Here is a 26,972-nt window from a genome sequence, read left to right on the forward strand (position 1 = left end):
AGAGGACAAAACCATGCAGCTCGAAATCACCATCGTAGATGCCTTTACCGACACCCCGTTTAAAGGCAATTCCGAAGCAGTAATTATCACACAACAATGGCTTGCGGATGATTTGATGCAATCGATCGCTGCGGAAAATAACCTGTCTGAAACCGCCTTTCTGCTGAAGTGCTCTGACAGCGAGTACCGGATTCGCTGGTTTTCCCCTGTGACTGAAATCGATTTTTGCGGTCATGCCACCCTGACCTCGGCCTTTGTGCTTTTCTCCAAAAATCCCACATTACAGGGCGTACACTTTTCAGCCGGAGCTGTGGGAAAAATGTACATTGCCCGAGCTGATGATGGCTATATCACCATGCACTTTCCCAAGCGGGCTTCGCATCCGGTAGCGCATATACCCGGTGATCTGATGACAGGGCTATCCATTCAACCGGCGGATGTACTGCGCAACAATCAGGCATATTTTGCCATTTATGAAAGGGAGGAGGATATTTTTAACCTGAAGCCGGATCCAGCAAAACTGAAAAATCTCGCTCCCTTTGATGTGGTGGCAACGGCCAGATCCGTACAATACGATTTTATCTCAAGCTATTTCTGGCCCGCCAATGGTGGCGTGGAAGATCCTGTAACCGGGTCCATCCATACAGGACTGGCTCCCTACTGGGCAGAAAAGCTGGACAAATCCCGACTGACTGCGTTCCAGGCATCCAAACGGAGAGGTCTGCTAAACTGCCAGGTTAAGGAAGACCGGGTCATTATTTCCGGCAAGGCCGTTCAATACCTGAAAGGTACTATCAGCGTATAATTTACCCGGCAGTGGCAGTGGCAGTGAATCGATAAAATAGTCCCGATGTATCCCCTGTAGCGATCGGTAAGCACCGAGCCAGTTTCATCTATACCAGGGACCTGTTCGGTGATTCTTATACTATCGGCGGTTGCGGGAAGCACCGATTGGGTAAAACAGCAGATCGACAGAGCAGATTAGATACCGTGTAAATACCGGCAAAACAACTCTCACCCGGTACCGCCTGTCGATGCACAAAAGCGCATTTATTCAGGCGGTTTTTGGTCATACGGGATAAAATCTTCCCAGTGCATCGGAAAATCCTGCTCAGCGATAGTTGCGGAAAGCAGATAATCGAAGATGCCTTCCGCATTGTTACTATTGCTCATCAACAAGACTCCCATACCCATCTCGGGATAAATCATTGAGAAGTTCTGAAAGCCCTCATCGTGATGACCCTCTTTAAAGGCTGCCCAGCCGTATTTGGTATGGAACAACCCCCAACCCAAACCATAGCTGAGCTGGATATCGTCGTTACGATCAGTCATTTCTCCGGCACCGGGGCCGAACTGTGTTTTAGTGCGAATACGTATCTGCGGACTGAACATCTCCTTGAGCGCCTTTGCACTGATGCCATCACCCTTTAGTACTGCTGTCATAAAACGCATATAGTCCTGGGTTGTGGTTTCCAGGGTACTGGGCGCACGGGCCGCATTATCTTTATCCCGGCGAAAAGTGCTGCCGTCGGCCCCATGCCCCAGAGCATAATCGCGTTCAAACCGGGGCTGCCAGGTATAACTGGACATAGCCATTCCGTAAGGGGCGAAAATAGTTTCCCGCATCAGCTGTTCCACCGATTTTCCGGTCAACTTTTTCAACACAACCTGTAAAAGCACCATCCCCTCTGCAGAGTAACTGTATCGCTCTCCCGGCTCGAAATGAATACGCAGTTTATGATCCGGTTCAAACCAGCGCCAGCTTGGCAATCCGGTCGTATGAGACAAGCACATGCGTGCGGTGATTTTCCGATATCGCGGTGCTTGGCACAAATCCCCTAAATTCTTGTGCCATGCATTTCCGCCATCACTCTGGCTTTTCCACAGTGGCTCGTTCAAATACGATTGAAGCGGTTTATCCAGATCTATAATACCTTGATCCGCCAGCTTCATTACCAAAACAGCAAAAACCGCTTTACTCAGCGAAGCGCCGTACATTTCTGTGGTGGTTTTGAGCGGTTTTTTATTTGGCAGGTCGGCAAACCCAAACGCTTCAGAATATACCGGCAGGCCATTGTTAAACACTGTGACAGTCAAACCCTGTACCTGAGCCGCATTGGTCAGTTGGGTGATTTTGTTCGTCAATTGACTGGAGGAAATGGTACTGCCATCCAAGCGCACCAGCTGCTTTTCAGCAGAGCTGGCAAAATTGGACAACCCGATAACAATCAAAACTACCAGAATTCTTTTCATAGCCTATTCACGCTGTTTTTCTTTTAATCTGTATCAAATGGTTCCGCTGCTTCAAAAGAACCTGTTTCAGATTTTGATTCTTATCTGCATGTTCGCAGCCTTGGGAATTGAACAATCGGGAAAAGGAGGTTATTGAGTCGCTTCAGAATACAAGTGAGCGTCTGATCGAATTAATGTGTTTCCAGGTGCTGTTAACAAGTCAGCCGTAAAACCCGGTTGAAATCTATCCGGGGCAGACAAAAAGCGTGGATCACTCGAGGCAACCCGGTGCCCCAGCTATTCCAGATATCGTTGGGTTTTGACAGACTATCGGAGAATTTTCCCCCCATATCAGCACCCTAAGAGCACGGTGTCCCTGCCCAGCGCACTGGCAGCCAAATTTCTGCTTACCCAGAGGGCCGACAAGTATCCCAAAGCCTACCCAGAATTTACCCGGGGTGGCCATCGGGGCGGGGCCGGAAGAGGACCGGGGTGTAGTACAAAAGAAAGAGTGCATACCCCACGATCCAAGTGACGATGGCCACAAGAAAGCCAGTGGGTGCAGAAGCCCAGAACACGCGCACCAGGGCCGAGCAGGCCAGCGCCGCAAATGCCAGCGGCATCAGGCGCGGTGCCTTCAACACCCGACCGGTATGCCCGAGGCTCACGCGGCTGGCCATCGACAGAATCAATCCACCAATACCGCCTACGGCAAAGGCGTGCAGGGCGGGACTGTGCCAAGAGGGCGCTATACCGCTCCAGGCCAGCGCGGCGAGAAAACAGCCGAGAACCACAAGCCAATAACTCAGGTGCAAAGACCAAACCATCGGTTCAGCCCAGATCCGCGTGGGGTGCCAGCGCAATATGCGCACAAGCTGCAACACACCGAGTACCAGGGCGAGTGCAGCCCAAAGCGTCCGGGGCAATCCCAGTGCCACACTCAGTAAAAGCAGTATTGCGGCAATGTGCGTGCCCCACTCGGCAAAGGGCAGCTTCTCGCGAGGGGGCATCTGGAAACGCCGCGCGGTAAAAAAGGGTATGACCCGTCCACCGATCACCAGAATAATGGCTGTCACCAGCAGAAGGGCGAGCAGTGCCACTCGGCTCTGGGCCCCCGGCAACAGCCAGTGACACGCCGATAACCCGGCAAAAGCCAGCATGGCAGGCAATACAAACAGATTGCGCCACTGCCTGGTACGCAATACCCTTACCCCCAGCAGAAACCCGGCCAACAGGAAAAACGCCACCTCTGTGCAGACTGGTATCCACACTGGTACCGCCGCGAACAGATACCCCAAACGCGCCAGCAGCCACAATCCCACCAGACTCATCAACTGGGGCCCCTTTGGTGAGGGAATCCCGGTCCAGGTCTGCATGGCGGTAGCGAGAAAACCGACCACCACCGCAGCGGCAAATCCAAACAGCATTTCATGGGAGTGCCAGACGACCCCACCGCGCAGCGCCGGCAACTGCCATCCGGACAACTGCAGTTGCCATACCAAAAGCGCGATCATGCTCCACAGGGCAGCCCCCCAGAAAAAAGGCCGGAAAGGCATACGCCAAATAGGCAAAATGGATTCTGTATGCGCGCGGTCTACGATGGGAATCACAATCTACACTCCTTCTAAAAACCGGGCTGTTTTCCCAGGGCAAAGGCTTGACCGACTCCAGGTTCTCCATCCATGGGGCAATACCATCTGTGCCGAAGGCTCCAAGGCCTTCACGTGCACATTCTAGCATCTCCCGGGACTCTAAACCCTGATTTCGCTCAAGCCCCCACCCTGGGAAACGGCGAAAAATCCTTGCATACCCGTGATTGCAATGGCCTGAAATGCCGCTTCACGGATTGAGTGATGGGTGTATTTTCACTCAACCAACACCAATAGTTAATAGTCCACTGCAAAATGTTGAAAGTCGGGACCTATAACCATTCAGAAAGGCAGGGTATTTCTCAACCCGCTTCAACCGGCATTCAAGGATACACACAAACCCGGTAACCAACAGATTGCCGGGCCATTCGTATTTCCAGGTATTGCGTGAAAAGGGGGCGGTATAAACCTGATCAGTTCAGTTGTTTTCCATACCGGTGAGGCAAGGAAAACCAAAGCTCTTCTGCCCAGCCTCTCTTTGCATCTTGAGTCAGTTTCTGCTGCAACCGACACGGACCAAGCCGAGAGTGGCCAATAGAAATCTTAGCGGAATACCCCTCTGAAAAAGAAAATCTCACCAGGTGCTCTTATTCACCTGTGGCACCGACTTGGCTACCGGATTTTTAATTAACAGCATTCAGTCAAGTGTCAATCCGCTTTGAAAAGAACACTAGGTCACAAATGCTCCACGGCGTCAATTTCGTATTCCATCGAACCGGAAGGCGCGTGTACCACAACAACCTCCCCAACTTCTTTGCCGATCAGCGCCCGCGCAATGGGAGAATTCACAGAGATCTTGCGTTTTTTTACATCTGCTTCATCATCTCCCACAATCTTGTAAGAAACCTCGCGGTCGTCATCCAAATGAATAATCGTAACCGTGCTGCCGAAAATCACCCTGGCACTCGGCTCAATCGACTTGATATCGATAACCTGTGCGTGAGACAGTTTACTTTCAATTTCCTGAATGCGACCTTCAATAAAACCCTGCTTTTCCCGTGCAGCGTGGTATTCGGCATTCTCCTTCAGGTCACCGTGTTCGCGCGCCTCCGCTATCGCCTGCACTATGGCAGGGCGCTCCACTTTCTTCAGGTTTTCCAGCTCTGAACGCAATGCGTCGGCGCCTTCAACGGTCATTGGTACCCGGTTCAATGTGGGACCTCCATGGTAGTTACTGCGGAGCCGAACCCTGGAACTTCACAGAGTTCGCCCGCAACTCACAGGTTGGTTTAGAAATTTAAGACAGCTTGACTACGCGCTGGTGAAGGTCCTGCAGACGACGCACCTGCAACGGCTGCTCCTGGCGCATGGCCATCGCCATGGCCTGAGCGGCCGCCAGGGTGGTGGTGTAACACACCCGGTGATTCTCCGCGCTGCGACGGATATCTGCGGAATCGCGAATCGCCTGGCGTCCTTCGGTGGTATTGACCACCAGCGCAATCTCGTCGTTTTTGATCATATCAACGATATGCGGACGACCTTCACTCATCTTATTTACGGTTGTAACGGGAATGGCGCTCTCTTGCAAGACCCTGGCGGTACCGCGCGTGGCCACCAGCTCAAAACCCAGGGCGACAAGGTCTCTCGCGACGCCCACAGCCTCCTGCTTGTCGAAGTCGCGCACAGACATAAATACGCGCCCCGACATCGGCAGGCGGTCACCGGCAGCCACCAGTCCCTTATCGAACGCCTCCGCGAACGTGGCGCCGACCCCCATCACCTCACCGGTGGATTTCATCTCGGGCCCGAGAATCGGGTCCACTTTCGGGAACTTGTTGAACGGGAACACCGACTCTTTGACAGAGAAGTAATCCGGCACAATCTCCTCCGTGAAGCCCTGCTCCCTCAGACTGGTGCCCGCCTGACAGCGCACAGCGACCTTGGCCAGGGAGATCCCGATACACTTGGAAACAAACGGCACCGTGCGGGAGGCCCGCGGGTTCACTTCGATCACGTAGATCTCACCGTCCTGATAGGCCAGTTGGGTATTCATCAAACCCACCACGCCCAGTTCCCGCGCCATGGATTTCACCTGCTCGCGCATTGTGTCCTGTGCCCCGGAGGGCAGGCTGTAGGGTGGCAGGGAGCAGGCGGAGTCACCGGAGTGCACACCGCACTGCTCAATGTGCTGCATAATGGCGCCAATAACAACGTCATGGCCATCGGACACCGCATCGATGTCCACTTCAATGGCTGCGTTGAGGAAGTGATCCAGCAATACCGGCGCCTCATCGGAAACCTGCACCGCTTCTTTCATGTAGTTGAGCAGTTCGTCTTCCTTGTAGACGATCTCCATGGCGCGGCCACCCAGCACATAGGAGGGGCGCACCACCAGGGGGTAGCCCACATCCTTGGCGGCCTGGATCGCTTCTGAGATCGAGCGCACAATGGCATTTCTCGGCTGTTTGAGGCCCAGTCGCTTGATCATCTGCTGGAAGCGCTCGCGGTCTTCCGCGCGGTCGATCTGCTCGGGCGTGGTACCGATGATGGGCACCCCCTCCGCAGCCAGGTAGCGCGCCAGGTTCAGCGGGGTTTGGCCACCGAACTGTACGATGACACCCTGGGGCTTCTCTTTGGCGACAATTTCCAGCACATCCTCCAGAGTGACCGGCTCAAAGTAGAGGCGATCAGAGGTGTCGTAGTCGGTGGAAACTGTCTCCGGATTACAGTTGACCATGATGGTCTCGTAGCCATCCTCGCGCATGGCCAACGCCGCGTGGACACAGCAGTAATCGAATTCAATACCCTGACCGATACGGTTGGGGCCGCCGCCCAGCACCATGATTTTCTTTCTGTCGGAGGGCACCACCTCACATTCCTCATCGTAGGTGGAGTACATATAGGCGGTGGAGGTGGCAAACTCCGCGGCACAGGTGTCCACACACTTGTAGGATGGGAAAACACCCAGCTTGTGGCGGAGTTCGCGCACGGTCTTCTGGCTTACGCCCAGCAGATCGGCCAGGCGGCAGTCGGAGAATCCCTTGCGCTTGAGAAAACGCATATGTTCAGCCCGAAGCACCGAGGTGGGCAGTGACTTGAGCGGCTCCTCGATCTTGATCAGCTCTTCGATCTGCACCAAAAACCAGGGATCTATAGCAGACAGCTCATACACCTGCTCTACGCTCATTCCCATACGGAAGGCATCGCCCAGATACCAGATCCGCTCGGCGCCCGGCACGGAAAGCTCGCAGCGCAGGCGGTTCTCGGCACTGTCTTCGCCGGGATCGATCTTGCCCTCCAGGCCGAAGCTGCCCACTTCCAGGCCGCGCAGCGCTTTCTGCAGGGACTCCTGGAAAGTACGGCCGATGGCCATGACCTCGCCCACGGACTTCATCTGGGTGGTGAGGCGCGCATCGGCCTCACCAAATTTCTCGAAGGTGAAGCGCGGAATTTTTGTCACCACATAATCAATAGACGGCTCAAAGGAAGCCGGTGTGGCGCCGCCGGTGATATCGTTTTGCAGTTCGTCCAGGGTGTACCCCACCGCCAGCTTGGCCGCCACCTTGGCAATCGGGAAACCGGTGGCCTTGGAAGCCAGCGCCGAGGAGCGGGAAACCCGCGGATTCATCTCGATCACCACCATCCGACCGGTCTTCGGACAGACTCCGAACTGCACGTTGGAACCACCGGTCTCTACGCCGATCTCGCGCAGCACCGCAATGGAAGCATTGCGCATCAGCTGGTATTCCTTGTCGGTGAGGGTCTGCGCCGGCGCCACGGTAATGGAGTCACCGGTATGCACCCCCATGGGGTCGAAGTTCTCGATGGAACACACGATGATGCAGTTGTCGCGCTTATCGCGAACCACCTCCATCTCGTACTCTTTCCAGCCCAGCAGGGATTCATCGATCAGCAGTTCATTGGTGGGAGACAGATCGAGACCGCGCTTGCAGATCTCCTCAAATTCGGGCCAGTTGTAGGCCACACCACCACCGGAGCCGCCCATGGTGAAGGAGGGGCGGATAATCACCGGGAAACCGAACGCTTCCGGAACCGCCTTCGCCTCTTCTATGGAGTGCACGATCCGGGCGCGCGGCGTCTCCAACCCGATCGCCTGCATGGCCTTGTCGAACAGGTCGCGGTCTTCCGCCTTCTCGATAGCGTCTTTGTCCGCACCGATCAGCTCGACATCCCAGGCCTCCAGGATACCCTGCTTATCCAGGTCCAGGGCACAATTCAGTGCGGTCTGACCGCCCATGGTGGGCAGGATGGCATCTGGGCGCTCCTGCTCGATAATCTTCGCCAGAGTACGCCACTCCACCGGTTCAATGTAGGTGGCATCGGCCATGGCTGGGTCGGTCATGATGGTGGCCGGATTGGAGTTCACCAGGATGACCCGGTAACCCTCCTCGCGCAGCGCCTTGCAAGCCTGGGCGCCGGAGTAGTCAAATTCGCAGGCCTGGCCGATCACGATGGGGCCGGCGCCAATAATCAGAATACTGTGGATATCTGTGCGTTTTGGCATCTTTCTTCCGCTCTACTACCGGCTCGTGGCCGGCTGCGCTCATTTTCACTCGTGTCTTGTTAAAACCGCCGCAAAAGCGGCGGTTATCTCTCTGCTACGGACAGCGCCACCCCTAGGCGCGCGCTTTCATCAATTCGATAAACTGGTCGAACAAAGGTGCCAGATCGTGTGGGCCCGGGCTGGCTTCCGGGTGCCCCTGAAAGCTGAAGGCCGGCCTGTCTGTGAGGCGGATGCCCTGCAGGGTGCCGTCGAAAAGGGATTTATGGGTTACCTCCACATTCTTGGGGAGGGCGTCCGCATCCACCGCAAAGCCGTGGTTCTGTGCTGTGATCATCACCCTGCCGCTGCGCAGATCCTGCACCGGATGGTTACCACCATGGTGGCCAAATTTCATCTTGGAGGTTTTAGCGCCCACGGCCAGACCCAGCAGCTGGTGTCCCAGGCAGATGCCATAGGTGGGAATACCCGCGTCGAGAAACGCGCGGATTGCAGTGACCGCATAATCACAGGGTTCCGGGTCACCGGGGCCGTTGGACAGGAAGATGCCGTGGGGATTCATCTCCAGCACTTCCGCCGCAGGGGTCTGCGCCGGTACCACGGTAATATTGCAGCCGCGGTCCACCAGCATGCGCAGGATATTGCGTTTTACACCGAAATCGTAGGCCACCACCTTGTAAGGTTGTACCGGCGCCGCCTTGTGCCCGGCACCCAGGGCCCAGGTCCCCGCATCAAAGGTGTAGGAATCCCCGGTGGTCACAACACTGGCCAAATCCATCCCCTTGAGGCCGGCAAAGGCCCTGGCCTTTGCCAGGGCTTCTTCGCAGTCGAGGTTGTCACCAGCCAGGATACAGCCGTTCTGCGCACCCTTGTCGCGCAAAAGGCGGGTCAGACGGCGGGTATCGATATCGGCGATGGCGACAATATTGCGCTCGCGCAGGTAGCCCTGCAGGGACTGCTGGTTGCGAAAACTGCTGGCAAGCAGGGGCAGATCCCGGACCACCAGGCCCGCGGCCCAGACTTCTGCGCACTCTTCATCTGTCTCATTGGTGCCGGTATTGCCAATGTGCGGGTACGTCAGGGTGACAATCTGGCGGGCGTAAGAGGGATCGGTCAGGATCTCCTGATAGCCGGTCATTGAAGTATTGAACACAACCTCACCCACAGAGCTGCCGTGTGCCCCAATTGCGCGCCCCTCAAAAACACTGCCATCTGCAAGCACCAGCAGAGCGGGCGTTGTTGTTTGGAAAAAATCGAGGGACATACAGGTCTCCGGCGTGGGTACAGCGTTAATCAAATTGGAACTCCGGTCTTCACAGCAGTGTGTGGGCCGGGCAGCGGGCTTTGGAGCAGACGGGGCCTGGCTGGTGCACGCATAAAAAAGCGAGATGAAACCTGACAGCTTCATCTCGCTTTAAAATTCTGCTCACACTCGGCTCTCACAAACTGGCCATCGCTTACCACCGGCTTTCCGCGGCCCTGGCGGCACAATCCAACCCCGTGCCACAGACCCAAATCCGGGCGCAGATTCTACGCGAAACCGCGCCCGGATACCAGTACAAACCTGCCCCAGGGGCAACGGCGACTCCTATTCAGTTGACCTCGCGCCCAAGGCGGAACAGGCTGGTACCCATCTTCAGCTCCGCCTTCTCCAGCATGGTCTTGTTCATACGCACGGCCACTTCACCACCGCTATCGGCAAACTCGATCATACCGCCGGTTGCGGCAAAGCGCTCGGCATCACTCACAGTGAGAACGGGGAAATATTCCAGCGCCACCAGGGCCTTAAGCAGGTTGGCGCGCGCCATGGGTCCCAGCACGACGATCTGGCATTTGCGGGCGCGCAGCATCTGCTTCAGGTCAACTTTCTCAAATTCCGTTCTGCGCCCGTCGATACGCTGGTTCCTGAGGCGTTCTTGCAGGGGTTCACTGAGGGAATCTCCGCCCATCAGGCATACGCGGAAAGGGGCATTGCGGTTGTCAAAGGCATTAACCGGCCACTGCAGGTGGTAGGCAAAGTGCACGATGTAATCCACCATCACACGCCGCCCAAGGGGGGTTTCCGAGAGTTGTACCGCCGCCTGCACACCAGGGGCAGTCAGCGACAGCAACAGCAGGAAGCGCGTAAGGAAGCGGAGGGGAGAGGGAGCATTGCGTATGTTCACGGTTCTTCAGTCCCTGCGGCTTGCACCATTTGCCCACCAGGGCAACAACCCTGCCCTGTTCCCAGGGGGCTACCACCCGACAAACGGTTTCGATCAACGGACACCTGTGGCGAGGGGTGTTCCAGGCGCCTTTGTGCTTTGCAGAAACACCCGGCCACCCCAGAAGTTTAGCTTACCGGACCTGCGCCAGGCCTTTTCACAACAGCGCCCCTCCAAAGTCGCATCCGCTTTATTGGGAGGGCCCAGAGGAAGGACGGCAGCCGGCATCCTATCCGCGTTATGCGGCATCTACCTGTCACCAACTACCAGACTACAGGGCCTTTAACAGAGCAGTGCTTTTGAGAACAGAATAGGTGGCCAGGAAAGAAACCAAAAACTGCCCGCTCATCTGCAGCAGAAACTTGGGCCAGAAATCCATTTCTTCGGTGAACAGCGAAAGGACTACATTCCCGGGGAATAGAAAAATCCGAAAGTATTGCCACCCACCACCGTAGAGATTCCAATTATAGAAAAAGGCGGCCATGCCAATGAGCAGCGCGGCAAAACCAACCGCGAATGATCGCACAACGGTTTTATCCATGGTATCAAAGCTCATGACAGTTGAAGCTCACAATAGACTTTCTCACAGGGACCAAAACAGGGCTGGGCCTGCCGCGCGGGATTTTTTTACCTGATTTTAGGCGTAATCTGATGTTCATATACAAGGCTATTTGGTATCAAACGGGCTGCCACCTTTCAGCTTAAGGCAACCATTTTCTTTGCGCTTCGGTGTACTGTGGTACCACCGCCCCTGCATCACCAAATCCGCCTTTCCCAGCAACCAAACCAGAACGACGGTGAAAACCCCACAGAAAAACACCATGCCTGCAACCCTGTACAGCTAATACGCTACAGGCATATCCTGAATTGTCGACACGGGACACGCATTGCCTATTTTGTATCGCGAGCTCCCTGAACGCCCTCCCCGACCATCGCCGGGCGCCACTTCAAGGCTTTCTCGATTGACATGATCATGGCACCGGCCACATCCTTGCGGGTTGCACTTTCGATCCCTTCCAAACCGGGCGAGGAGTTCACCTCCAACAACAACGGCCCCTTGCGCGAACGGATAATATCTACCCCTGCCACTCTCAGCCCCAGTACTTTTGCAGCTTTCACTGCCAGGCGCTTCTCCTCCCGGGTGACCTTGACCACCGAGGCGGAGCCGCCCTGGTGCAGGTTGGCACGAAATTCTCCAGGAGCCGCTTCCCGTTGGATGGAGGCCACCACGCGACTGTCGATCACAAACAGGCGCAGGTCCCTGCCCTCCGCCTCGCGGATAAATTCCTGCACCAGCAGGTTGGCCTTCAGCGACTTGAAAGCATTGATCACGGATTCCCCGGCTTTGCGGGTTTCCGCCAGCACCACGCCGCGCCCCTGGGCGCCTTCCAGCAGTTTGACCACAAGTGGTGCCCCCCCCACCATCTCGATCAGCTCATTGGTATCCACGGGGGAATTGGCAAAACCGGAAGTGGGGATGGTCAGCCCGCTCTGCTGCAAAATCTGCAGGGAGTACAGCTTGTCCCGCGATTGGCGGATGGCGGCAGAACCATTCAGGGCAAAGACATCCAGGCTTTCAAAATGACGCGTGAGAGCACAGCCGTAAAACGTCTGACTGGGGCGGATACGCGGAATCACCGCGTCCAGATTGTTGAGAATGCGACCGTCTCTGTAGTGTACCTCGGGCTCATCGGCATCCAGTTTCATATAGCACTGACGCACATCGAGAAATGTCATGCGATGACTGCGCTCTGCCCCCGCCTCCATAATCCGGCGGTTGCTGTAGAGGTCCGGATTGGAGGCCAGCAGGCCGATGCGCAGCCCGGTGCCCGCAATATGATGCTCGTCGCGGTAGTATTCATCCAACTGGCTCTGGGGGTAATCCCCCAAGCAGTAACACTCCGACGGATCTACCAGCATGCGCCCCAGCATCGCCTCCCGCCCCAGCAGCATACGGTAGCCCATACTGTCGCGGTTGGTCAGGGTTAACTCTATGTCCCAGACACTGCCGCCAACCGACAGGGCCGTGCGAATCACCGGGCGTTTCTCACTCTCTCCGGAGGAACTGCGCACCAGGCGCTTGTCCATCAGGCGTGCTTCACAGCGCACAGAGGGGCGGCGCTGGTGCTGCAAGGGATGGGCCTCAAAGCTGACCCAGGACTCTCCATCGCGCTTGAATGTCTGGATATTGTAGGCGTGCAGGCAGGAAGTCTTGGCTCCCGAGTCCACCCGCGCCTTTATCGCTGGAATACCGAGTGCAGGAAATCCACACCACTCCTCACTGCCGACAATCAGCTTCTTTTCCAAGGGTACTCCCTCATCCGGTAGAACAGGCTGGCCGGCCGGGCAAAACACCCACCGGCTCCGGCAAGCGTCACCTATAAGCATGACAGGCGAATGGAAATCCGGGAAACTTTCCCATCCCCCCTGCTGGCGTTAACAGTAACTATTTGAGGTGGGATACATTCAGCCCAAGCACGTCACGCATATCATAGTGTCCCGGCGCCCGTGGGGACTGCCCGCTGCCCATCAGCCAAAGGGCCGCGCGCACGGCGCCGCGGGCAAAAGACAGGCGGCTGCTTGCGCGGTGGGTAATCTCAACCCGCTCACCCTCGGCCAGAAAAAGGACCGAGTGTTCGCCGACGACATCGCCACCGCGTATCGTGGCAAAGCCGATAGTATCCCGATCGCGCTCACCGGTTTGGCCCTCGCGACCGTAAACTGCCACTCTGTCCAGGTCGCGACCCAGCGTTTCGGCCACGACTTCCCCCATACTGAGGGCGGTGCCAGAGGGAGCATCCACCTTGTGGCGGTGATGCGCCTCAACAATCTCGATATCCGCATCCTCACCCATCACCCGCGCAGCGGTTTCCAGTAACTGGAAGCACAGATTGACCCCGGTGGAAAAATTACTGGCCAGACACAGCGGCACCTTTACCGCATTGGCCAAAAGCCGGCGCTTCTGCTCCGCATCAAAGCCGGTGGTGCCGATGGCAATGGGGCGTCCTTGCGCTGCGCAGTAAGCGGCGTTCTCCACAGAAGCCAGCGGCGTGGTAAAGTCGATCAGAACATCGAAGTCGCCCTTGGCCAGGCTGTCCACAATCGTGAGGCCGCTGCGCCCCAGGCCGGCGACCTCCCCGGCGTCCGCCCCAACCAGGCTGGAACCCGGGCGCACTATCGCAGCGGAAAGCCCGGCATGCTCGCTAAGCTTCAAGGCCGCTGCCAGTGCCCGCCCCATGCGCCCGCCAAACCCCGCAACTGCTACCTGTACCGCCATGTTCGGCACTCCTACTCTACTCTCAATACGTTGAATGAATGTTCAGGGGTAATACTGTAGATATAGTCAGCCTCTTCCCCCTTGCAGTCTCTACCAGCGGACACAGTTACCCCCCTGCGAAAATCGCGCCTGACAGGTTCTGCTGAGCCAACACGGCTGAAACGGGATGATTTCATGAGCAATTTCTGCCCAATATTGTCGAACAACCAATATCGGTTTCCAGATGATCGATGGTCCCCATGATATCGTCTTCTGTTGTCAGCGGGTTGATAGTGCAGAGCCGTAGCACACTGCGGTCTTTGAGCCTGGTCGAGGATACGCACGCGTAACCGCTGTCCGACAAAGCCTTAGCCCTGGCAGCATGCTGCCGGGGAGTCCCATTGTTCAGGGAGAAGCAGACAACGCCAATTTGAGCAGGCGTGATCACCTCCCATGTTTCGGGCCTGGAGCGTAAGTAGGCTTCAGCAAATTCTGCCAGTTTGATGCCGTGATTGATCGCTTTTCGAAATCGCTCAATACCATATGTCCGCAAGCTCATCCAGAGTTTTACCGCTCGTGATCGACGTGTGAGCTCCAAACTGCGGTTTCGAAAATCCACTTCACCGGCACTGGCTTCAACATCCTTGAGGTACTCCGGATTCATGTTGAAACAATGCTCAAGTGCGCCGGGACGACGAACCAGGACACAGCCAACGTCATAAGGCTGAAACAGCCATTTATGCGGATCCAGCACCAGCGAATCGGCTCGTTCGATCCCGGATAAATACTGACACCCCTGTTGAGTAATCACAGCCGGCCCCCCATACGCGCCATCCACATGAAACCACAGATCTTCCTGTTGACAGATGTCCGCGATATCGTCTAGTGGATCGACAGTTCCCGCATTGGTGGTTCCGGCAGTTCCGATGATCATCACAGGACGTCTGCCTGCAGCCCTGTCTTCCCCAATGGCTCGCGTCAGGCACTCCATCGACAGTTTGTAGTTCTCGTCACTCTCCAGTATTCGGATATGCTGCTTTGGCCAGCCCATTTCTCTGAGGTTGCGGACCAGTGACGAATGGGTCTGGTCGGTCAGGTAGACGACGCCCTTGCCGTACACCGAGCGGGCCACGGAAAACGCCGTCAGGCTGGCATGGGACCCGCCACTGACCAGGACACCTTCGCTTCCTTCGGGAAAGCCCATTAACTGCTTCAGCCATTCAATAACGATGAGTTCAAGGGTCGCCGGGCCCGAGCCGCCGGCCCAGGACGCAGCGATTGCGTTGAATCCGGTCCCCAGCCATTCACCAAGAACGGCGGCAAACGAACTGGGGCCGGGCACTCTGGCGAAATAACGCGGATGGTCGCCTCTTTGCTGATGCCGTAAGGCGACCTCAGCAAGCAATGCCAGTGAAGCATCCGGATCCATCGGCTTGTTCGGCAAGGGGGCGCCAAGAACCGCCATCAAATCGGCAGGCGAACCCTTAAGCACGACATCTTCAACATTCTTACGCATCAAGCGGTCGACGACCAGATCCACCACTTTGTGGCCCAGTCGACGCATCTCTTCTGCTTCCAGCCCAAGAGTGTCAGCAGGGTAGTAGAGCGCATGGTCGGGGTTTATTTTGCAAGTAGTCATAAATCACCGCGGCCTTAAGGGGTTCTGTGCGAGTAGAGAGTTATAACCAATTCTGGAGTGTGAGGGATTGAAACAAAGCAGCGTGTCTGGTTGATTTGTTGTCACCAAACAGTCAACCACCCAAGAGTATGCCGCGATGGATCAGAATACCGTTGTTGAGTTTACAGGTCGACAGGAGACAGCTGACTCACTCACAGAACAACTACGCCGTGGCGCACCAGAGCTGCTTCAGAAAGCAGTGGAGACAGAGCTGTCGGCCTTCATGGAAGAGGCGGTCGTGCGACTGTAGTCCTCAATTGATCGTTGAGTGTTTTAGCCGATAGCTGTCATTACCCGTCTTTAGGATGTGGCAGTGATGGGTTAAGGGGTCTAGCAATGCCGTCGCCATTTTTCGTCGACAAACACCGGGGATCAATCCGCAAAGCCTAGGTTGTTGGTAATGACGATGCTTGTGCGCCCGTAAAGCTTACTGATCAAATGGAACAGCAATGCGCCACCAGCCTGGATGAGATGCTTCGCCAGTGGACCAGAGCCCTTTTTGGATGAATAAGCGTTATTATCCCTTATTACAGAGGAGCTTTTCCTCACGCAAGCAGCGCCAGCCGCCACTGCTAGGCTTTATCCAACATAGTCAAAGGAGCGCCACTATGCGGCTTATCATTCGTTCCAGTTACTCGCTATGCCTACTGCAAGTCGCCCTTGCCCTGGGTCTCGCCTTTGCCAGCCTGTCGGTCAATGCGCAGGGACAACAGCAGGCCAACCCCGACTTCTGGGAAAAATACGACGACCTCACCGATTGGGTGACACTCCGTCTGCAACTCACCCCCGAACAGGAAAGGGTGTGTTACCAGTGATGCAGAGGAGTTTTGCGAAACAAAAATCCCTGCTGCAAAGCTACGCCTAGCCAACAGCGCCAAGCGCAACCTCACCCCCAAGCAGCGCGGGGAAATCGGTGCACAGCTGGCGGTCATCAGCACACAAAGCTATCGGGAACTGCAAGGCACGCTAAAAGAGAAACAGCTGAGGGAGGTGAGTAGAATCCAGCGCGAGTTTTTGCGCGCATTTGCCGCCCGATTGAGCATGCGATCGGAGCAGGACGAATAACCTGGCCCGCCGATCCACTGGCGGGGCGATATACCCTGCGCCCGCTACTCGGCTTGACGCAGCCAGTGTCTTTATAGGCACCAGGGGGAAAGATTACAGTTTCATCTCTCCGAAGAAGTTCTTAACCCCTTCAAACCAGCCGGTCTGGCGCGGCGCATTTTTCTTCTCGCTGAGGGTGCTGGCAAACGTTTGCAACAGCTCCTTCTGCTTGCCGGAGAGATTCACCGGTGTTTCCACCACAACCCGACACAACAGGTCGCCAGTAGCCCCGCCGCGCACTGGCGCCACCCCCTTGCCACGCAAACGGAACAGCTTGCCGGTCTGGCTCTCCGCCGGGATTTTCAGCTTCACCTTGCCCTCGAGAGTGGGGACTTCCAGCTCCCCGCCGAGCGCAGCAGCCGCAAAGCTGATCGGCACTTCACAATAGAGATTCTTGCCATCGCGCTGGAACAGTTCGTGCTCCTTGACCACCACCTGTACATACAGATCGCCGGCAGGACCGCCGTCAGGCCCCGACTCACCCTCTCCAGACAGGCGGATGCGATCGCCGGTATCCACACCGGGAGGCACCTTGACCGACAGAGTCTTGGTTTCCTCCACCCGACCGCGTCCGTGGCAACGGACACAGGGGGCGGAGATAATGCTGCCGCGTCCGCGGCACTTGGGACAAGTCTGCTGCACAGAGAAGAATCCCTGCTGCATACGCACCTGACCGGCCCCACCACAGGTCGAACAGGTTTGTGGCGAAGAGCCGGGTTTGGCACCGGAACCATGACAGATATCGCAGGCAGCCAGCGTGGGTACTCGGATCTTCACGGTCGTACCACGCACTGCGTCTTCCAGATCCAGCTCGAGATCGTAACGCAGGTCGGAACCCCGCGCTGGCCCACCGCGGCGGCCACCGCCACCACCAAAGATATCGCCGAACACATCGCCGAAAATATCGGAGAAACCGCCGAAACCACCACCGCTGCCACCGCCCATCTGGCCTTCGACCCCGGCGTGACCAAACTGGTCATAGGCAGCGCGCTTTTGGGAATCCGCCAGCACCTCGTAGGCTTCGTTGGCCTCTTTAAATCGATTTTCCGCTTCCTTGTCATCGGGGTTGCGGTCCGGGTGAAACTTCATCGCCACCCGCCGGTAGGCCTTCTTCAGCTCTGCATCCGAAGCGCCGCGCTCGACACCCAGGACTTCATAATAATCGCGTTTCGACATAAAGCTATTTTCTCTGGTCTGGCATCAAAAACAGCCAAACTCAACTTTCTAATTTTCAGTCCCTAACCAACCGCTGCACCGCTACGGGGCTCTGCCAAGCCGCAAGGGGCGGCACCACTCTGGCAGAGTGCCAACATCCTCGGCTTTAAATCCATGTACCTGAAACAACACAGGGCGCGGGACCTTGAGAGGAAGGCACCGCACCCCTGAAGTTCTCCGGCAGCCACAGTGAGCAATAGCTGCCGTCAAAGTGAACAGTAGACGTCTACCGGCCCTCTTTCTTGTCGTCCTTTACCTCTTCGAACTCAGCGTCTACCGCATCATCACCCGCGGAAGACGGTTGCTCACCCTGAGCCTCTGCACCGGCGCTCCCTTCAGCACCAGCCGCTTGGGCCTGTTCGGCATACATCTTCTGGGTAACCGGACCGGAGGCTTCGGTCAACTTGGTAGTGACAGCTTCCATCGCGGCCTTGTCGTTGCCTTTCACCGCCTCTTCCGCCTCGGAGATAGCCGCTTCAATCGCAGACTTTTCCTCTGCAGTTGCCTTGTCGCCAGCTTCTTCCAGGGTCTTCTTGGTGGCTGAAATCAGACTGTCGAGGGTATTGCGAGTTTGCACCAGTTCTTCGAACTGCTTGTCCGCTTCCGCATTGGCTTCCGCATCGGCAACCATCTTGTCGATCTCCTGCTCGGACAGGCCGGAGGATGCCTTGATCACGATAGACTGCTCCTTGCCGGTGGCTTTGTCCTTGGCGTGAACATGCAGAATACCGTTGGCGTCGATATCAAAGGTGACCTCAATTTGCGGCATACCACGCGGCGACGGTGGAATATCGGCCAGGTCGAAACGGCCCAGGGATTTGTTCTGGGACGCCTGCTTGCGCTCACCCTGTACCACGTGGATGGTCACGGCAGTTTGATTGTCCTCGGCAGTGGAGAAAATCTGGGACTTCTTGGTCGGGATGGTGGTGTTCTTGTCAATCAGTGGCGTCGCCACCCCCCCCATGGTTTCAATACCCAGGGTTAACGGCGTCACGTCCAGCAGCAGCACGTCTTTCACATCCCCAGACAGCACCGCACCCTGAATGGCCGCACCTACGGCAACAGCTTCATCCGGGTTGACATCTTTGCGCGGCTCTTTGCCAAAGAACTCGGTAACTTTCTGCTGTACCAGTGGCATGCGGGTCTGGCCGCCGACCAGGATAACCTCGTCTACGCCGGAAGCGGACAGATCCGCATCCTGCAGGGCAATTTTGACCGGTTCCAGGGAGTGGGTAACCAGATCCTCCACCAGGCTTTCCAGCTTGGCGCGGGTCAGCTTTACAACCAGGTGTTTGGGGCCGGTGGCATCTGCGGTGATGTACGGCAGATTCACTTCGGTCTGCTGGCTGGAAGACAGTTCGATCTTGGCCTTTTCCGCTGCCTCTTTCAGGCGCTGCATGGCCAGCGGGTCGCCTTTCAGATCGATGCCCTGGTCTTTCTTGAACTCGGCCGCCAGGTAGTCGATCAGACGCAGGTCGAAGTCTTCACCACCGAGGAAGGTATCTCCGTTGGTGGAGAGCACTTCAAACTGCTTCTCACCATCCACGTCCGCAATTTCGATAATGGAGATATCGAAAGTGCCGCCACCCAGGTCGTAAACGGCTACGGTGCGGTCGCCACCCTGCTTGTCGAGGCCGTAGGCCAGCGCTGCAGCCGTCGGCTCGTTGATAATCCGCTTCACATCGAGCCCGGCGATACGGCCGGCGTCTTTGGTGGCCTGGCGCTGGGAATCGTTGAAATAAGCCGGCACCGTAATGACCGCGGATTCCACCTTCTCACCGAGAAAATCTTCCGCGGTCTTTTTCATTTTTTTGAGGACTTCGGCGGAGATCTGTGGCGGCGCCTTCTTATCGCCCTTGGCTTCTACCCAGGCGTCACCGTTATCGGCTTCGACGATTGAGTATGGCACCATTTTGATGTCTTTTTGTACGACATCGTCTTTGAACTTGCGGCCGATCAGGCGTTTGACCGCAAACAGGGTATTCTTGGGATTGGTCACCGCCTGGCGTTTGGCAGACTGGCCTACCAGAATTTCATTGTCGTCAGTAAAGGCAACAATGGAGGGTGTTGTGCGATCGCCCTCCGCATTCTCAATCACGCGCGCTTTTTCACCATCCAGTATCGCGACACAGCTGTTGGTGGTGCCAAGGTCGATGCCGATAATTTTTCCCATCTGTAAAATCCTCGTTTGATGCGCTCTGCCAGCACTGTTGTGTGTATCGCGCGAATAATTCCTGATGTCAGCTATATTGGTGCCGGCTGATAAAATTCAAGGCTATCTGGCTCAGGCGCCGCTACAGTGCTTTGCTGACCACTACCATGGCCGGACGCACCAGGCGGCCGTTGAGGCGATAGCCCTTTTGAAACACTTCCAGAACCGTATTCGGTTCCACCTCCCCGTTGGGCACCTGGGTCATGGCCTGGTGCAATTCGGGATCGAATGGCTCGCCGGCCGGATCGACAACCTCCACCGAATTTTTCGCCAGGGTATCGATAAACGATTTGTGGGTCAGCGCAATACCTTCCACCAGCGCCTTGTTGGCCTCGCCTTCGGTATCGATGGTGGCGAGGGCGCGCTCCAGGTTGTCCACAACCGGCAACAAGTCCTGCAGCAGCTTCTCCACCGCAAATTTGCGCGCGCGCTCGACATCCTGCTGAGCGCGGCGGCGAGCATTCTGCCCCTCTGCCTGGGCACGCAGGGCGAGATCCTTCTGTACCGCCAGTTGCTCCTGCAGCTTGATGATTTCATCGTGCAGAGCATCGGCGCTCTCGGCCTCTTCCAGCAGGGCTTCCTCGGCCTGCCGGCGCTCTGTTGAGGATGGTTCTTCAATCTCGGCGGGAACCGCCTCTTCTGTCTCTGTCAGGTGCTCATCCACCAGCGCTTCCGGCTGCGCACCCTCTGTCATCTGGTTATCTTCGCTGCGCTCTCTGGCCACTGCTCTCTCCGTCGCGTCGACTCTGTCAGTAATGGATTGGGTCCGCCCGGCGGACTCTGGGGCTATATGGGGTCAACACCGCACAGTTCAAGAGGTTTTTCCTGTAAGCACCCACTGGCAGGGTAATGTGGTACTGGCGCTATAGCTAACGGAAGACAGATACTGTATAAATAACCAATAGGCGGGCCAAAGTGCCCTCAAAAAGAAAGACACAGAAGCGTTTTCCATGTTGCTGCATTTGTCTATCAGCCAATTCACCCTGGTGGAACAGCTGGAGTTGGAGTTCGGCCCTGGTACCAGCGCCCTCACCGGTGAGACCGGCGCGGGGAAGTCCATTACCCTGGATGCGCTGGGGCTGGCCCTGGGCGGACGCGGCAGTGCCGAATTGGTACGCCCCGGTGCCAGCCGCACCGATATCAGTGCCACCTTTGATATTGCCGATCACCCCAGCGCCGAACACTGGCTAGTATCCCGAGAAATGGATGCGGGACAAGAGGTGATTCTGCGCCGCACCATTGGCGCTGACGGTCGCTCGCGGGCCTATATCAACGGCCAACCCGTACCCCTCCTGCAATTGCGCGCTTTTGCGCAACAACTGATTGATATCCACAGCCAGCACGAACACCAGTCCCTGCTGAATAAAGAAACCCACTGCCGCCTGCTGGATGAATTCGCCCAGACCCAAACACTGGCCACAGAAGTCCGCAGCCGTTTCAAGACCTGGCAGGAACAGTACCGCCTCTACCGCGCCCTGGCAGACAGTGCCGAGGAGACCGAAGCGCGACGCCACCTGCTGCAATACCAGCTGCAGGAACTGACCCGACTGGATCTGAGCACGGGGGAGATCGAGGCGCTGGAGCGCGAGCAACGCCAATTGTCCAAAGCGGGTGGTCTACTCAACGGCGGCTACCAGCTGGCGGCGCTGCTGTCCGGCGGCGAAGGGGATATCGCTGAGCAACTGCACCGCGCCCTGCAACTGCTCTCGACCCTACCGGATCAGGCCCCGGCCCTGCTGGAAGTGTCGCAGATGCTCGACAGCGCGCGCATTCAGGTGGATGAGGCGGCAGACACCCTGTCGCGCCATATAGACTGCTTCGAGGTGGACCCGGAACGTCTGGCCGAGGTGGAGGCCCGCCTCAGCGCAATCTACCAGACAGCCCGCAAGCACAGGATACAACCACAGGAGCTGCCCGTTCTGGAACAGCGACTACAGGCAGAACTGGACGATATCAACGCGGCAGATACCCTTGAGCGACGCGCCGCAGAGTGTGAGGAACTGGAGTGCCAATTCCGCAAGGCCGCCGGCAAACTGAGCCAGCTGCGCACCAAAGCCGCACAACAATTGGCCGAGGCGGTCAACCGGCAATTGGCGGCGCTGGCCATGCCCCATGTGCGTATGGAACTGGCATTGCACCCGCTGGCAAAGCCCAACAGCCGCGGTCTGGAAGACGTGGAGATGCTGATCACCACCAACCCGGGACAGCCGCCGCGTCCCCTGGGCAAAATCGCTTCCGGCGGAGAGCTTTCCCGGGTGAGCCTGGCGATTCAGGTTGTAACGACGCGAACCTCGCGCACCCCCACCCTGGTATTCGACGAAGTGGATGTGGGGATCGGCGGCGCCACTGGAGATGTGGTCGGGCGCCTGCTGCGCCAGTTGGGCGAGGTGCACAGCGGCCGCAATGGCCAGGTGATCTGCGTCACCCACCTGGCCCAGGTGGCAGCGCGGGCCCACCGCCATTACCTGGTAGAGAAGCACTCCGATGGTGACAGTGCCTTTATTGCCCTGCGCGAACTGAGTGGGGATAACCGCCGCGAAGAAATCGCTCGCATGCTTGGCGGAGAAGCCACGGCCCAATCCCTGGCCCACGCAGAAGAGATGCTTTCGCGGGCTGTCTGAGCACGCGAAGGGTGCAAATCAGCCCCCGCTTTTACTCCCCCCTGCCCACCAGCCTGCCTGGCCAATGCACAGATGCATGGCCGAGCCCCCTTGTACATAGGCGCCATGGATTACTCCCCAATTGGGGGGAAATAGCCGGTTTGTCAGCAACATAAGCCGGGGCAGACCAGAAATGACTGGGTTTGGCGGCAGATGTCACCATATACTTGGCGCTCCACCCAAATGGCATCGGCCAAGTTTATGCAGAAAACCATTTTTAATACCCCGGTAGTCACCCCATTGATGCGCCAGATCGCCAAACTGCTGCTGAAGTTGCACGGCTGGCGCGTAAAAGGCAACCAACACTCATTGAAGTTGAAAAAGTACGTGCTGCTGGGGGCTCCCCACACCACCAACTGGGACGGTTACTTCTTTATCCTGGCCGCGCTCAAGCTGAAACTCACCCCGCAGTGGATGGGCAAGGACAGGCTGTTCAAATTCCCACTGGGCAGGCCCATGCGCTGGTTTGGCGGTATTGCTGTGAATCGCAGCAAGGCCAACAACCTGGTGGAAGCCACTATCAGACAATTCAGACTGAATAAGGAACTGATTATCGCGATTCCGCCAGAGGGCACCCGCGGTATGGCGGAGCGCTGGAAAACCGGTTTTTATCATATCGCGCGCAATGCCAAGGTACCGGTGGTACTGGGCTTTATCAATTTCCGCAAGAAAGAGGTGGGCATTGGCCCGATCGCACAGCTGGGTGAAAACCTGGAGGTAGAACTGAATAAGTTGCGGGCGTTCTATGCGGACAAAATCGGCAAATTCCCGGAACACTACGCGCCCCCATGCCAGTAACAGCCCCAACCGCTGGCGCAGGTTGGGAACAGAGGGGGGGGTGGCAAACGTCACACCCCGCGGTGCCTACTGTTCTTTTTCTTTAACGTAGAGCACTAGGCTGTGGCCGGTCAGCTCATAGCCGTGCTCTTCGGCGATCTGGCGCTGTAGTTCCTCAATCTCCTCATTGTGAAACTCAATCACTTTACCGGTATCGGTACATACCATGTGATCGTGGTGATCCCCACGATCCAGTTCAAACACGGAATGGCCGCCATCGAAGTTGTGGCGTATAACCAGACCCGCGCTCTCAAACTGGGTCAGAACCCGGTAAACGGTGGCCAGACCCACATCCTCTCCCGCTTCCAGCAGCAGCTTGTAGACATCTTCAGCACTCAAGTGCTGTTCAGTGGTACTTTCAAGCAACTGTAGAATCTTTACCCGCGGCAGCGTGACCTTGAGGCCGGCCTTGCGCAACTCCTGGTTTTGATTTGACATGAATAGACGTTTCCCGACAGGATTCTAATAATAGTCTTTACTTGAAACGGCCCGCAGCAGGAATCAATAATCGGCTGAGATATCAAAGCGCCATTCTGTCAGCGAGCCATCTCTTCGGTTATTATCCCATGTCCTGCGGAGTCAACGAAACCCCGACCCTCCCGGGAGGGCAAATCGCCAGGCCCTGGGAACTTTCCCCCACAATCAGGGCCTATACGGTTTGATCAGTTAAAAACGGCGCATTATTCGCCCATTTCAGCATATAACGGAGCAATGAATGCCGCCCAGCCTGAAACTTCTCGCCATCGCCAGCCTGTGCGCCCTCCTGGGCGCCTGTACGCTGATCAAATTCCCCGGTGTTTACCGTATCAAGGTTCAGCAGGGCAACATCATCACACAGGACATGGTGGACCAGTTGAAACCCGGCATGACCCGGCGACAGGTTCAGTTCGTACTGGGCACGCCGCTGGTGGAAGATACCTACAACCCCAATCGCTGGGACTATATCAACCGCCTCCGGGACTCCAAGGGCGAAGTAACCCAGAAGCGTTTTAGCGTCTATTTCAATGGCGATATCCTGATCGCTACCAGTGGCGACTGGCAGCCCACAGGCTGGCCCTGATCCCCCTAGGGCTCCCTGCTCTTGCCGGCCAGGAGTCTGGCTTTTTCGGCGCGCTGCTTGCGCGCCTCTTTCGGATCGGCGATCAGGGGCCGGTACACTTCAATCCGGTCACCGGGCTGTAATTGGTACTGCTCTGCTGGTGGCAAGCCCTTGCTGCCCAGCACCTGGGCAAAAATCCCCATTTTGGCCGTATCCGGGTTCACTTCCGGATACTCTTCCGGTATCCCCGAGCGTATCAGCGCCTCCCGCGCAGTAGTGCCGCGCTTGACCAGCAAACGCATCAGGCGCTGCTCGTGGGGCAAAGCGTAAACTACTTCCACTGAAATCGTATTGTCTTCTGTCATCGCGGTTTTCCGTATATCACTTCAGCGCGCTCACACATCACCGCAACCATCTGGTTGGCCAGATCGCTGAACAGCTTGCCCGCAGCTGCGGCAACCAGGCGGCTCTTCAGGGAAAAAGCCAGGGAAAAGGTCACCTTGCAGGCGCTTTCAGCCAGCGGGTCAAACTGCCACTGCCCGGTGAACTGCTCAAAGGGGCCATTCACCAGGTTCAGGGTCATGCTGTATGGCCGCTGCAACCGGTTGCGCGTGACAAAACTCTGGCGAATGCCCGCACGAGACAGCTCCAGTCGCGCTTCCAGGGTCTCTTCATCGCGGTATAATATCTCCGCCCCGCGGCACCCCGGTAAAAACTGCGGGTAGCTAACCACATCATTGACCAGGTCAAACATTTGCTCTGCGCTGTACATCACCAGCGCGCTGCGTTCTATTTCAGTCATTCCTGCTATCCAAGCCAGTCTGCCAGGCTAAATTGTCTGGGATTGCAATTCACCGGCTAATTTTGCCAGCCTGCGCTACTCAAGCAAGGCAATTCCTGTAACAATCGGATTTTTGCCGGCTGGCCACACTCGGCACCAGCCGGGATAACAATGAGACAAGCCTTATCGGGTAAAGAATAATAGTGAGAGAACTATGACCGCAGTAAGAGAGCATTTTGGGTCAAGGCTGGGTTTTATCCTGGCCGCCGCAGGTTCCGCAGTGGGTATTGGCAACCTGGTGGCCTTCCCGGTAGCCGCCACCAAAAGCGGGGGCGGTGCCTTCCTGCTGGTCTACGCACTCTTCGTCTTCCTGATCTGCCTGCCGGTCATGATGGCGGAGTTGGCGATGGGGCGACGCTCCGATAAAGACCCGGTTGGCGCCTATCTCCAACTTTCCAGCGGCTCCCACCTCTGGCGCATACCCGGATGGCTGGCTTTGGCCACACCCTTTATGATCGCGGTGTTTTACCTGGTGGTCACCGTGTGGGTACTGGGATACTTGATTGAAACCGTAACCGGTAACCTGGACAAACTCGCAGCCCCGGATTTCTTTATCCAGTTTATCAATACCCCGCAGATATTCATCTACCTGGTGGCCCTGATGCTGTTGATCAACGCCATTCTCGCCATGGGCGTCAAGGACGGGATAGAGCGCGCTGCGAAAACATTGATGCCGATGTTGTTCGTCATGCTGCTGGGGCTGGTAATTTTCGTCCTGACTCTGGAGAACGCCTCTCTCGGCTTGAAGTACTACCTCATCCCAGACTTCAGCAAACTCGACGGCAATGTGGTCAGTAAAGCCATGGCCCAGGCTTTCTTCTCCCTTTCTCTGGGCATGGGCATTATGATCACCTACGGCTCCTACATGAAGCGGCAGGACTCCATCCCCGGCTCCTCCCGCGCGGTGGCCATCACCGACACCCTGGTGGCCTTTACCGCGGGTCTGCTGATACTACCGAGTATCTTTCACTTTAATCCACAGATTGACCCCACCGAGCTAAGTGAATCCTCCGCGGGTATGATCTTCCAGTTCCTGCCCAGGATCTTCCTCGCCCTGCAAGACGGCATCGGCTATGTTGGCGCAAGCGTGGTTGCAACAACCTTCTTCTTCCTGGTGCTGGTTGCGGCGATCACCTCGCTGGTTTCCATCATCGAAGTGCCCATCGCCACCCTGCGTGACGAGCGGCACATGGAGCGCAAAAAAGCCATCTACCTGATTGCCGGGGTGCAGTTTCTACTGGCAATTGCTTGCGCGGTCTCTTTTGGCATGGTCAACTGGATCACTGATTTTGTGCAACTGGCCGGCGCCAGCAAGTCCTTCTTCGATTTGGTTGAGATCATCTTCTACGACACCATCCTGCCCCTCAATGGCCTGCTGGTCTGCCTGTTTGTGATCTATAAGTGGAAGAAGGCAAACTTTGATAAAGAGCTGCAGGAAGGTGATGAAAAGTTTGCCGGCTCCTTTTCACAGAAATACGTCAACTTCTCCCTGGGCACCTTTATTCCATTGATACTGTTACTGATTTTTATCAACACTGTGGCCCTGAAGTTTTTTGGACACAGTTTTATCTAGTCATCCGAAG

At 56.6% G+C, this 26,972-nt stretch carries 22 protein-coding genes and 2 pseudogenes; 6 read left to right on the forward strand and 18 right to left on the reverse strand.

Annotated elements, in window-relative coordinates:
- Window positions 1-805: PhzF family phenazine biosynthesis protein (locus Q5Y71_RS12585; RefSeq protein WP_306042480.1), on the forward strand; the 805-nt coding region annotated here is incomplete at its 5' end.
- Between the two features lie 245 nt (window positions 806-1,050).
- On the opposite strand, the gene Q5Y71_RS12590 is transcribed toward Q5Y71_RS12585, so the two are convergent.
- From Q5Y71_RS12590 to Q5Y71_RS12645, 12 genes and pseudogenes are all read right to left on the reverse strand, one after another.
- Window positions 1,051-2,253, reverse strand: coding sequence for a serine hydrolase (locus Q5Y71_RS12590; protein ID WP_306042481.1), 1,203 nt, complete (start codon window positions 2,251-2,253; stop codon window positions 1,051-1,053).
- Window positions 2,254-2,681: 428 nt separating this feature from the next.
- Window positions 2,682-3,842, reverse strand: coding sequence for an NnrS family protein (locus Q5Y71_RS12595; protein ID WP_306042482.1), 1,161 nt, complete (start codon window positions 3,840-3,842; stop codon window positions 2,682-2,684).
- 714 nt (window positions 3,843-4,556) lie between these two features.
- On the reverse strand, window positions 4,557-5,033 hold the full coding sequence (gene greA, locus Q5Y71_RS12600; RefSeq protein WP_306042483.1) for a transcription elongation factor GreA: 477 nt from the start codon (window positions 5,031-5,033) through the stop codon (window positions 4,557-4,559).
- 85 nt (window positions 5,034-5,118) lie between these two features.
- The gene (gene carB / locus Q5Y71_RS12605; protein WP_306042484.1) at window positions 5,119-8,346 is read right to left on the reverse strand and encodes a carbamoyl-phosphate synthase large subunit; all 3,228 of its coding nucleotides are present in this window, start codon (window positions 8,344-8,346) and stop codon (window positions 5,119-5,121) included.
- 112 nt (window positions 8,347-8,458) lie between these two features.
- The gene (gene carA, locus Q5Y71_RS12610) at window positions 8,459-9,607 is read right to left on the reverse strand and encodes a glutamine-hydrolyzing carbamoyl-phosphate synthase small subunit (RefSeq protein WP_306042485.1); all 1,149 of its coding nucleotides are present in this window, start codon (window positions 9,605-9,607) and stop codon (window positions 8,459-8,461) included.
- A 328-nt stretch (window positions 9,608-9,935) separates the two neighbouring features.
- Complete coding sequence (locus Q5Y71_RS12615) at window positions 9,936-10,508, reverse strand: YfiR family protein (RefSeq protein WP_306042486.1); 573 nt, start codon at window positions 10,506-10,508, stop codon at window positions 9,936-9,938.
- A gap of 310 nt (window positions 10,509-10,818) precedes the next feature.
- Window positions 10,819-11,103, reverse strand: a complete 285-nt coding sequence (locus tag Q5Y71_RS12620; RefSeq protein WP_306042487.1) for a hypothetical protein — start codon at window positions 11,101-11,103, stop codon at window positions 10,819-10,821.
- A gap of 335 nt (window positions 11,104-11,438) precedes the next feature.
- Window positions 11,439-12,368, reverse strand: a complete 930-nt coding sequence (gene rimK / locus Q5Y71_RS12625; RefSeq protein ID WP_301419112.1) for a 30S ribosomal protein S6--L-glutamate ligase — start codon at window positions 12,366-12,368, stop codon at window positions 11,439-11,441.
- Window positions 12,369-12,500: 132 nt separating this feature from the next.
- Window positions 12,501-12,935 (reverse strand): annotated as a pseudogene (locus tag Q5Y71_RS12630) (ATP-dependent zinc protease); the annotation flags it as partial.
- Between the two features lie 58 nt (window positions 12,936-12,993).
- Window positions 12,994-13,824 (reverse strand): 4-hydroxy-tetrahydrodipicolinate reductase, encoded by an 831-nt coding sequence (gene dapB / locus Q5Y71_RS12635; protein WP_306042488.1) that lies wholly within the window; start codon window positions 13,822-13,824, stop codon window positions 12,994-12,996.
- Window positions 13,825-13,996: 172 nt separating this feature from the next.
- Entirely contained in the window at window positions 13,997-15,442 is a 1,446-nt protein-coding gene (locus Q5Y71_RS12640; RefSeq protein ID WP_306042489.1) for an aminotransferase class I/II-fold pyridoxal phosphate-dependent enzyme, read from the reverse strand.
- A 292-nt stretch (window positions 15,443-15,734) separates the two neighbouring features.
- Window positions 15,735-15,946: pseudogene (locus Q5Y71_RS12645) on the reverse strand (ATP-binding protein); the annotation flags it as partial.
- 143 nt (window positions 15,947-16,089) lie between these two features.
- Between Q5Y71_RS12645 and Q5Y71_RS12650 the strand changes: the two are divergent.
- Entirely contained in the window at window positions 16,090-16,296 is a 207-nt protein-coding gene (locus Q5Y71_RS12650; RefSeq protein ID WP_306042490.1) for a hypothetical protein, read from the forward strand.
- A gap of 343 nt (window positions 16,297-16,639) precedes the next feature.
- Here the strand turns inward: Q5Y71_RS12650 and dnaJ are convergent, their stop codons facing one another.
- From dnaJ to grpE, 3 genes are all read right to left on the reverse strand, one after another.
- Window positions 16,640-17,761 (reverse strand): molecular chaperone DnaJ, encoded by a 1,122-nt coding sequence (dnaJ, locus tag Q5Y71_RS12655; RefSeq protein WP_306042491.1) that lies wholly within the window; start codon window positions 17,759-17,761, stop codon window positions 16,640-16,642.
- Window positions 17,762-18,026: 265 nt separating this feature from the next.
- Window positions 18,027-19,973 carry a molecular chaperone DnaK gene (dnaK, locus tag Q5Y71_RS12660; RefSeq protein ID WP_306042492.1) on the reverse strand — a complete coding sequence of 649 codons (1,947 nt, stop codon included), beginning with the start codon at window positions 19,971-19,973 and terminating at the stop codon, window positions 18,027-18,029.
- A 121-nt stretch (window positions 19,974-20,094) separates the two neighbouring features.
- A complete protein-coding gene (gene grpE, locus Q5Y71_RS12665) occupies window positions 20,095-20,736 on the reverse strand; it encodes a nucleotide exchange factor GrpE (RefSeq protein WP_306042493.1) in 642 nt (213 codons plus the stop codon).
- Between the two features lie 226 nt (window positions 20,737-20,962).
- On the opposite strand from grpE, the gene recN reads away from it, so the two are divergent.
- Window positions 20,963-22,633, forward strand: coding sequence for a DNA repair protein RecN (gene recN / locus Q5Y71_RS12670; RefSeq protein ID WP_306042494.1), 1,671 nt, complete (start codon window positions 20,963-20,965; stop codon window positions 22,631-22,633).
- Window positions 22,634-22,825: 192 nt separating this feature from the next.
- Window positions 22,826-23,470 (forward strand): 1-acyl-sn-glycerol-3-phosphate acyltransferase, encoded by a 645-nt coding sequence (locus Q5Y71_RS12675; RefSeq protein WP_306042495.1) that lies wholly within the window; start codon window positions 22,826-22,828, stop codon window positions 23,468-23,470.
- A 66-nt stretch (window positions 23,471-23,536) separates the two neighbouring features.
- Here Q5Y71_RS12675 and fur read toward each other — a convergent pair whose 3' ends face one another.
- A complete protein-coding gene (fur, locus tag Q5Y71_RS12680; protein WP_306042496.1) occupies window positions 23,537-23,947 on the reverse strand; it encodes a ferric iron uptake transcriptional regulator in 411 nt (136 codons plus the stop codon).
- 277 nt (window positions 23,948-24,224) lie between these two features.
- Between fur and Q5Y71_RS12685 the strand changes: the two genes are divergently transcribed.
- Window positions 24,225-24,569 (forward strand): outer membrane protein assembly factor BamE, encoded by a 345-nt coding sequence (locus Q5Y71_RS12685; protein WP_306042497.1) that lies wholly within the window; start codon window positions 24,225-24,227, stop codon window positions 24,567-24,569.
- 5 nt (window positions 24,570-24,574) lie between these two features.
- Here Q5Y71_RS12685 and Q5Y71_RS12690 read toward each other — a convergent pair whose 3' ends face one another.
- Together Q5Y71_RS12690 and Q5Y71_RS12695 are read right to left on the reverse strand one after the other, a co-directional pair.
- Window positions 24,575-24,913 (reverse strand): RnfH family protein, encoded by a 339-nt coding sequence (locus tag Q5Y71_RS12690; protein WP_306042498.1) that lies wholly within the window; start codon window positions 24,911-24,913, stop codon window positions 24,575-24,577.
- Window positions 24,910-25,350 (reverse strand): type II toxin-antitoxin system RatA family toxin, encoded by a 441-nt coding sequence (locus Q5Y71_RS12695; RefSeq protein ID WP_306042499.1) that lies wholly within the window; start codon window positions 25,348-25,350, stop codon window positions 24,910-24,912. Before Q5Y71_RS12695 ends, Q5Y71_RS12690 begins: the two co-directional genes overlap by 4 nt.
- A 193-nt stretch (window positions 25,351-25,543) precedes the next feature.
- Here Q5Y71_RS12695 and Q5Y71_RS12700 point away from each other — a divergent pair, with 193 nt between their 5' ends.
- The gene (locus Q5Y71_RS12700; protein ID WP_306042500.1) at window positions 25,544-26,962 is read left to right on the forward strand and encodes a sodium-dependent transporter; all 1,419 of its coding nucleotides are present in this window, start codon (window positions 25,544-25,546) and stop codon (window positions 26,960-26,962) included.
- Window positions 26,963-26,972: the final 10 nt, after the last annotated feature.

It is taken from the genome of Microbulbifer sp. 2205BS26-8 (assembly GCF_030731025.1).
Taxonomy (GTDB): Bacteria; Pseudomonadota; Gammaproteobacteria; order Pseudomonadales; family Cellvibrionaceae; genus Microbulbifer; species Microbulbifer spongiae.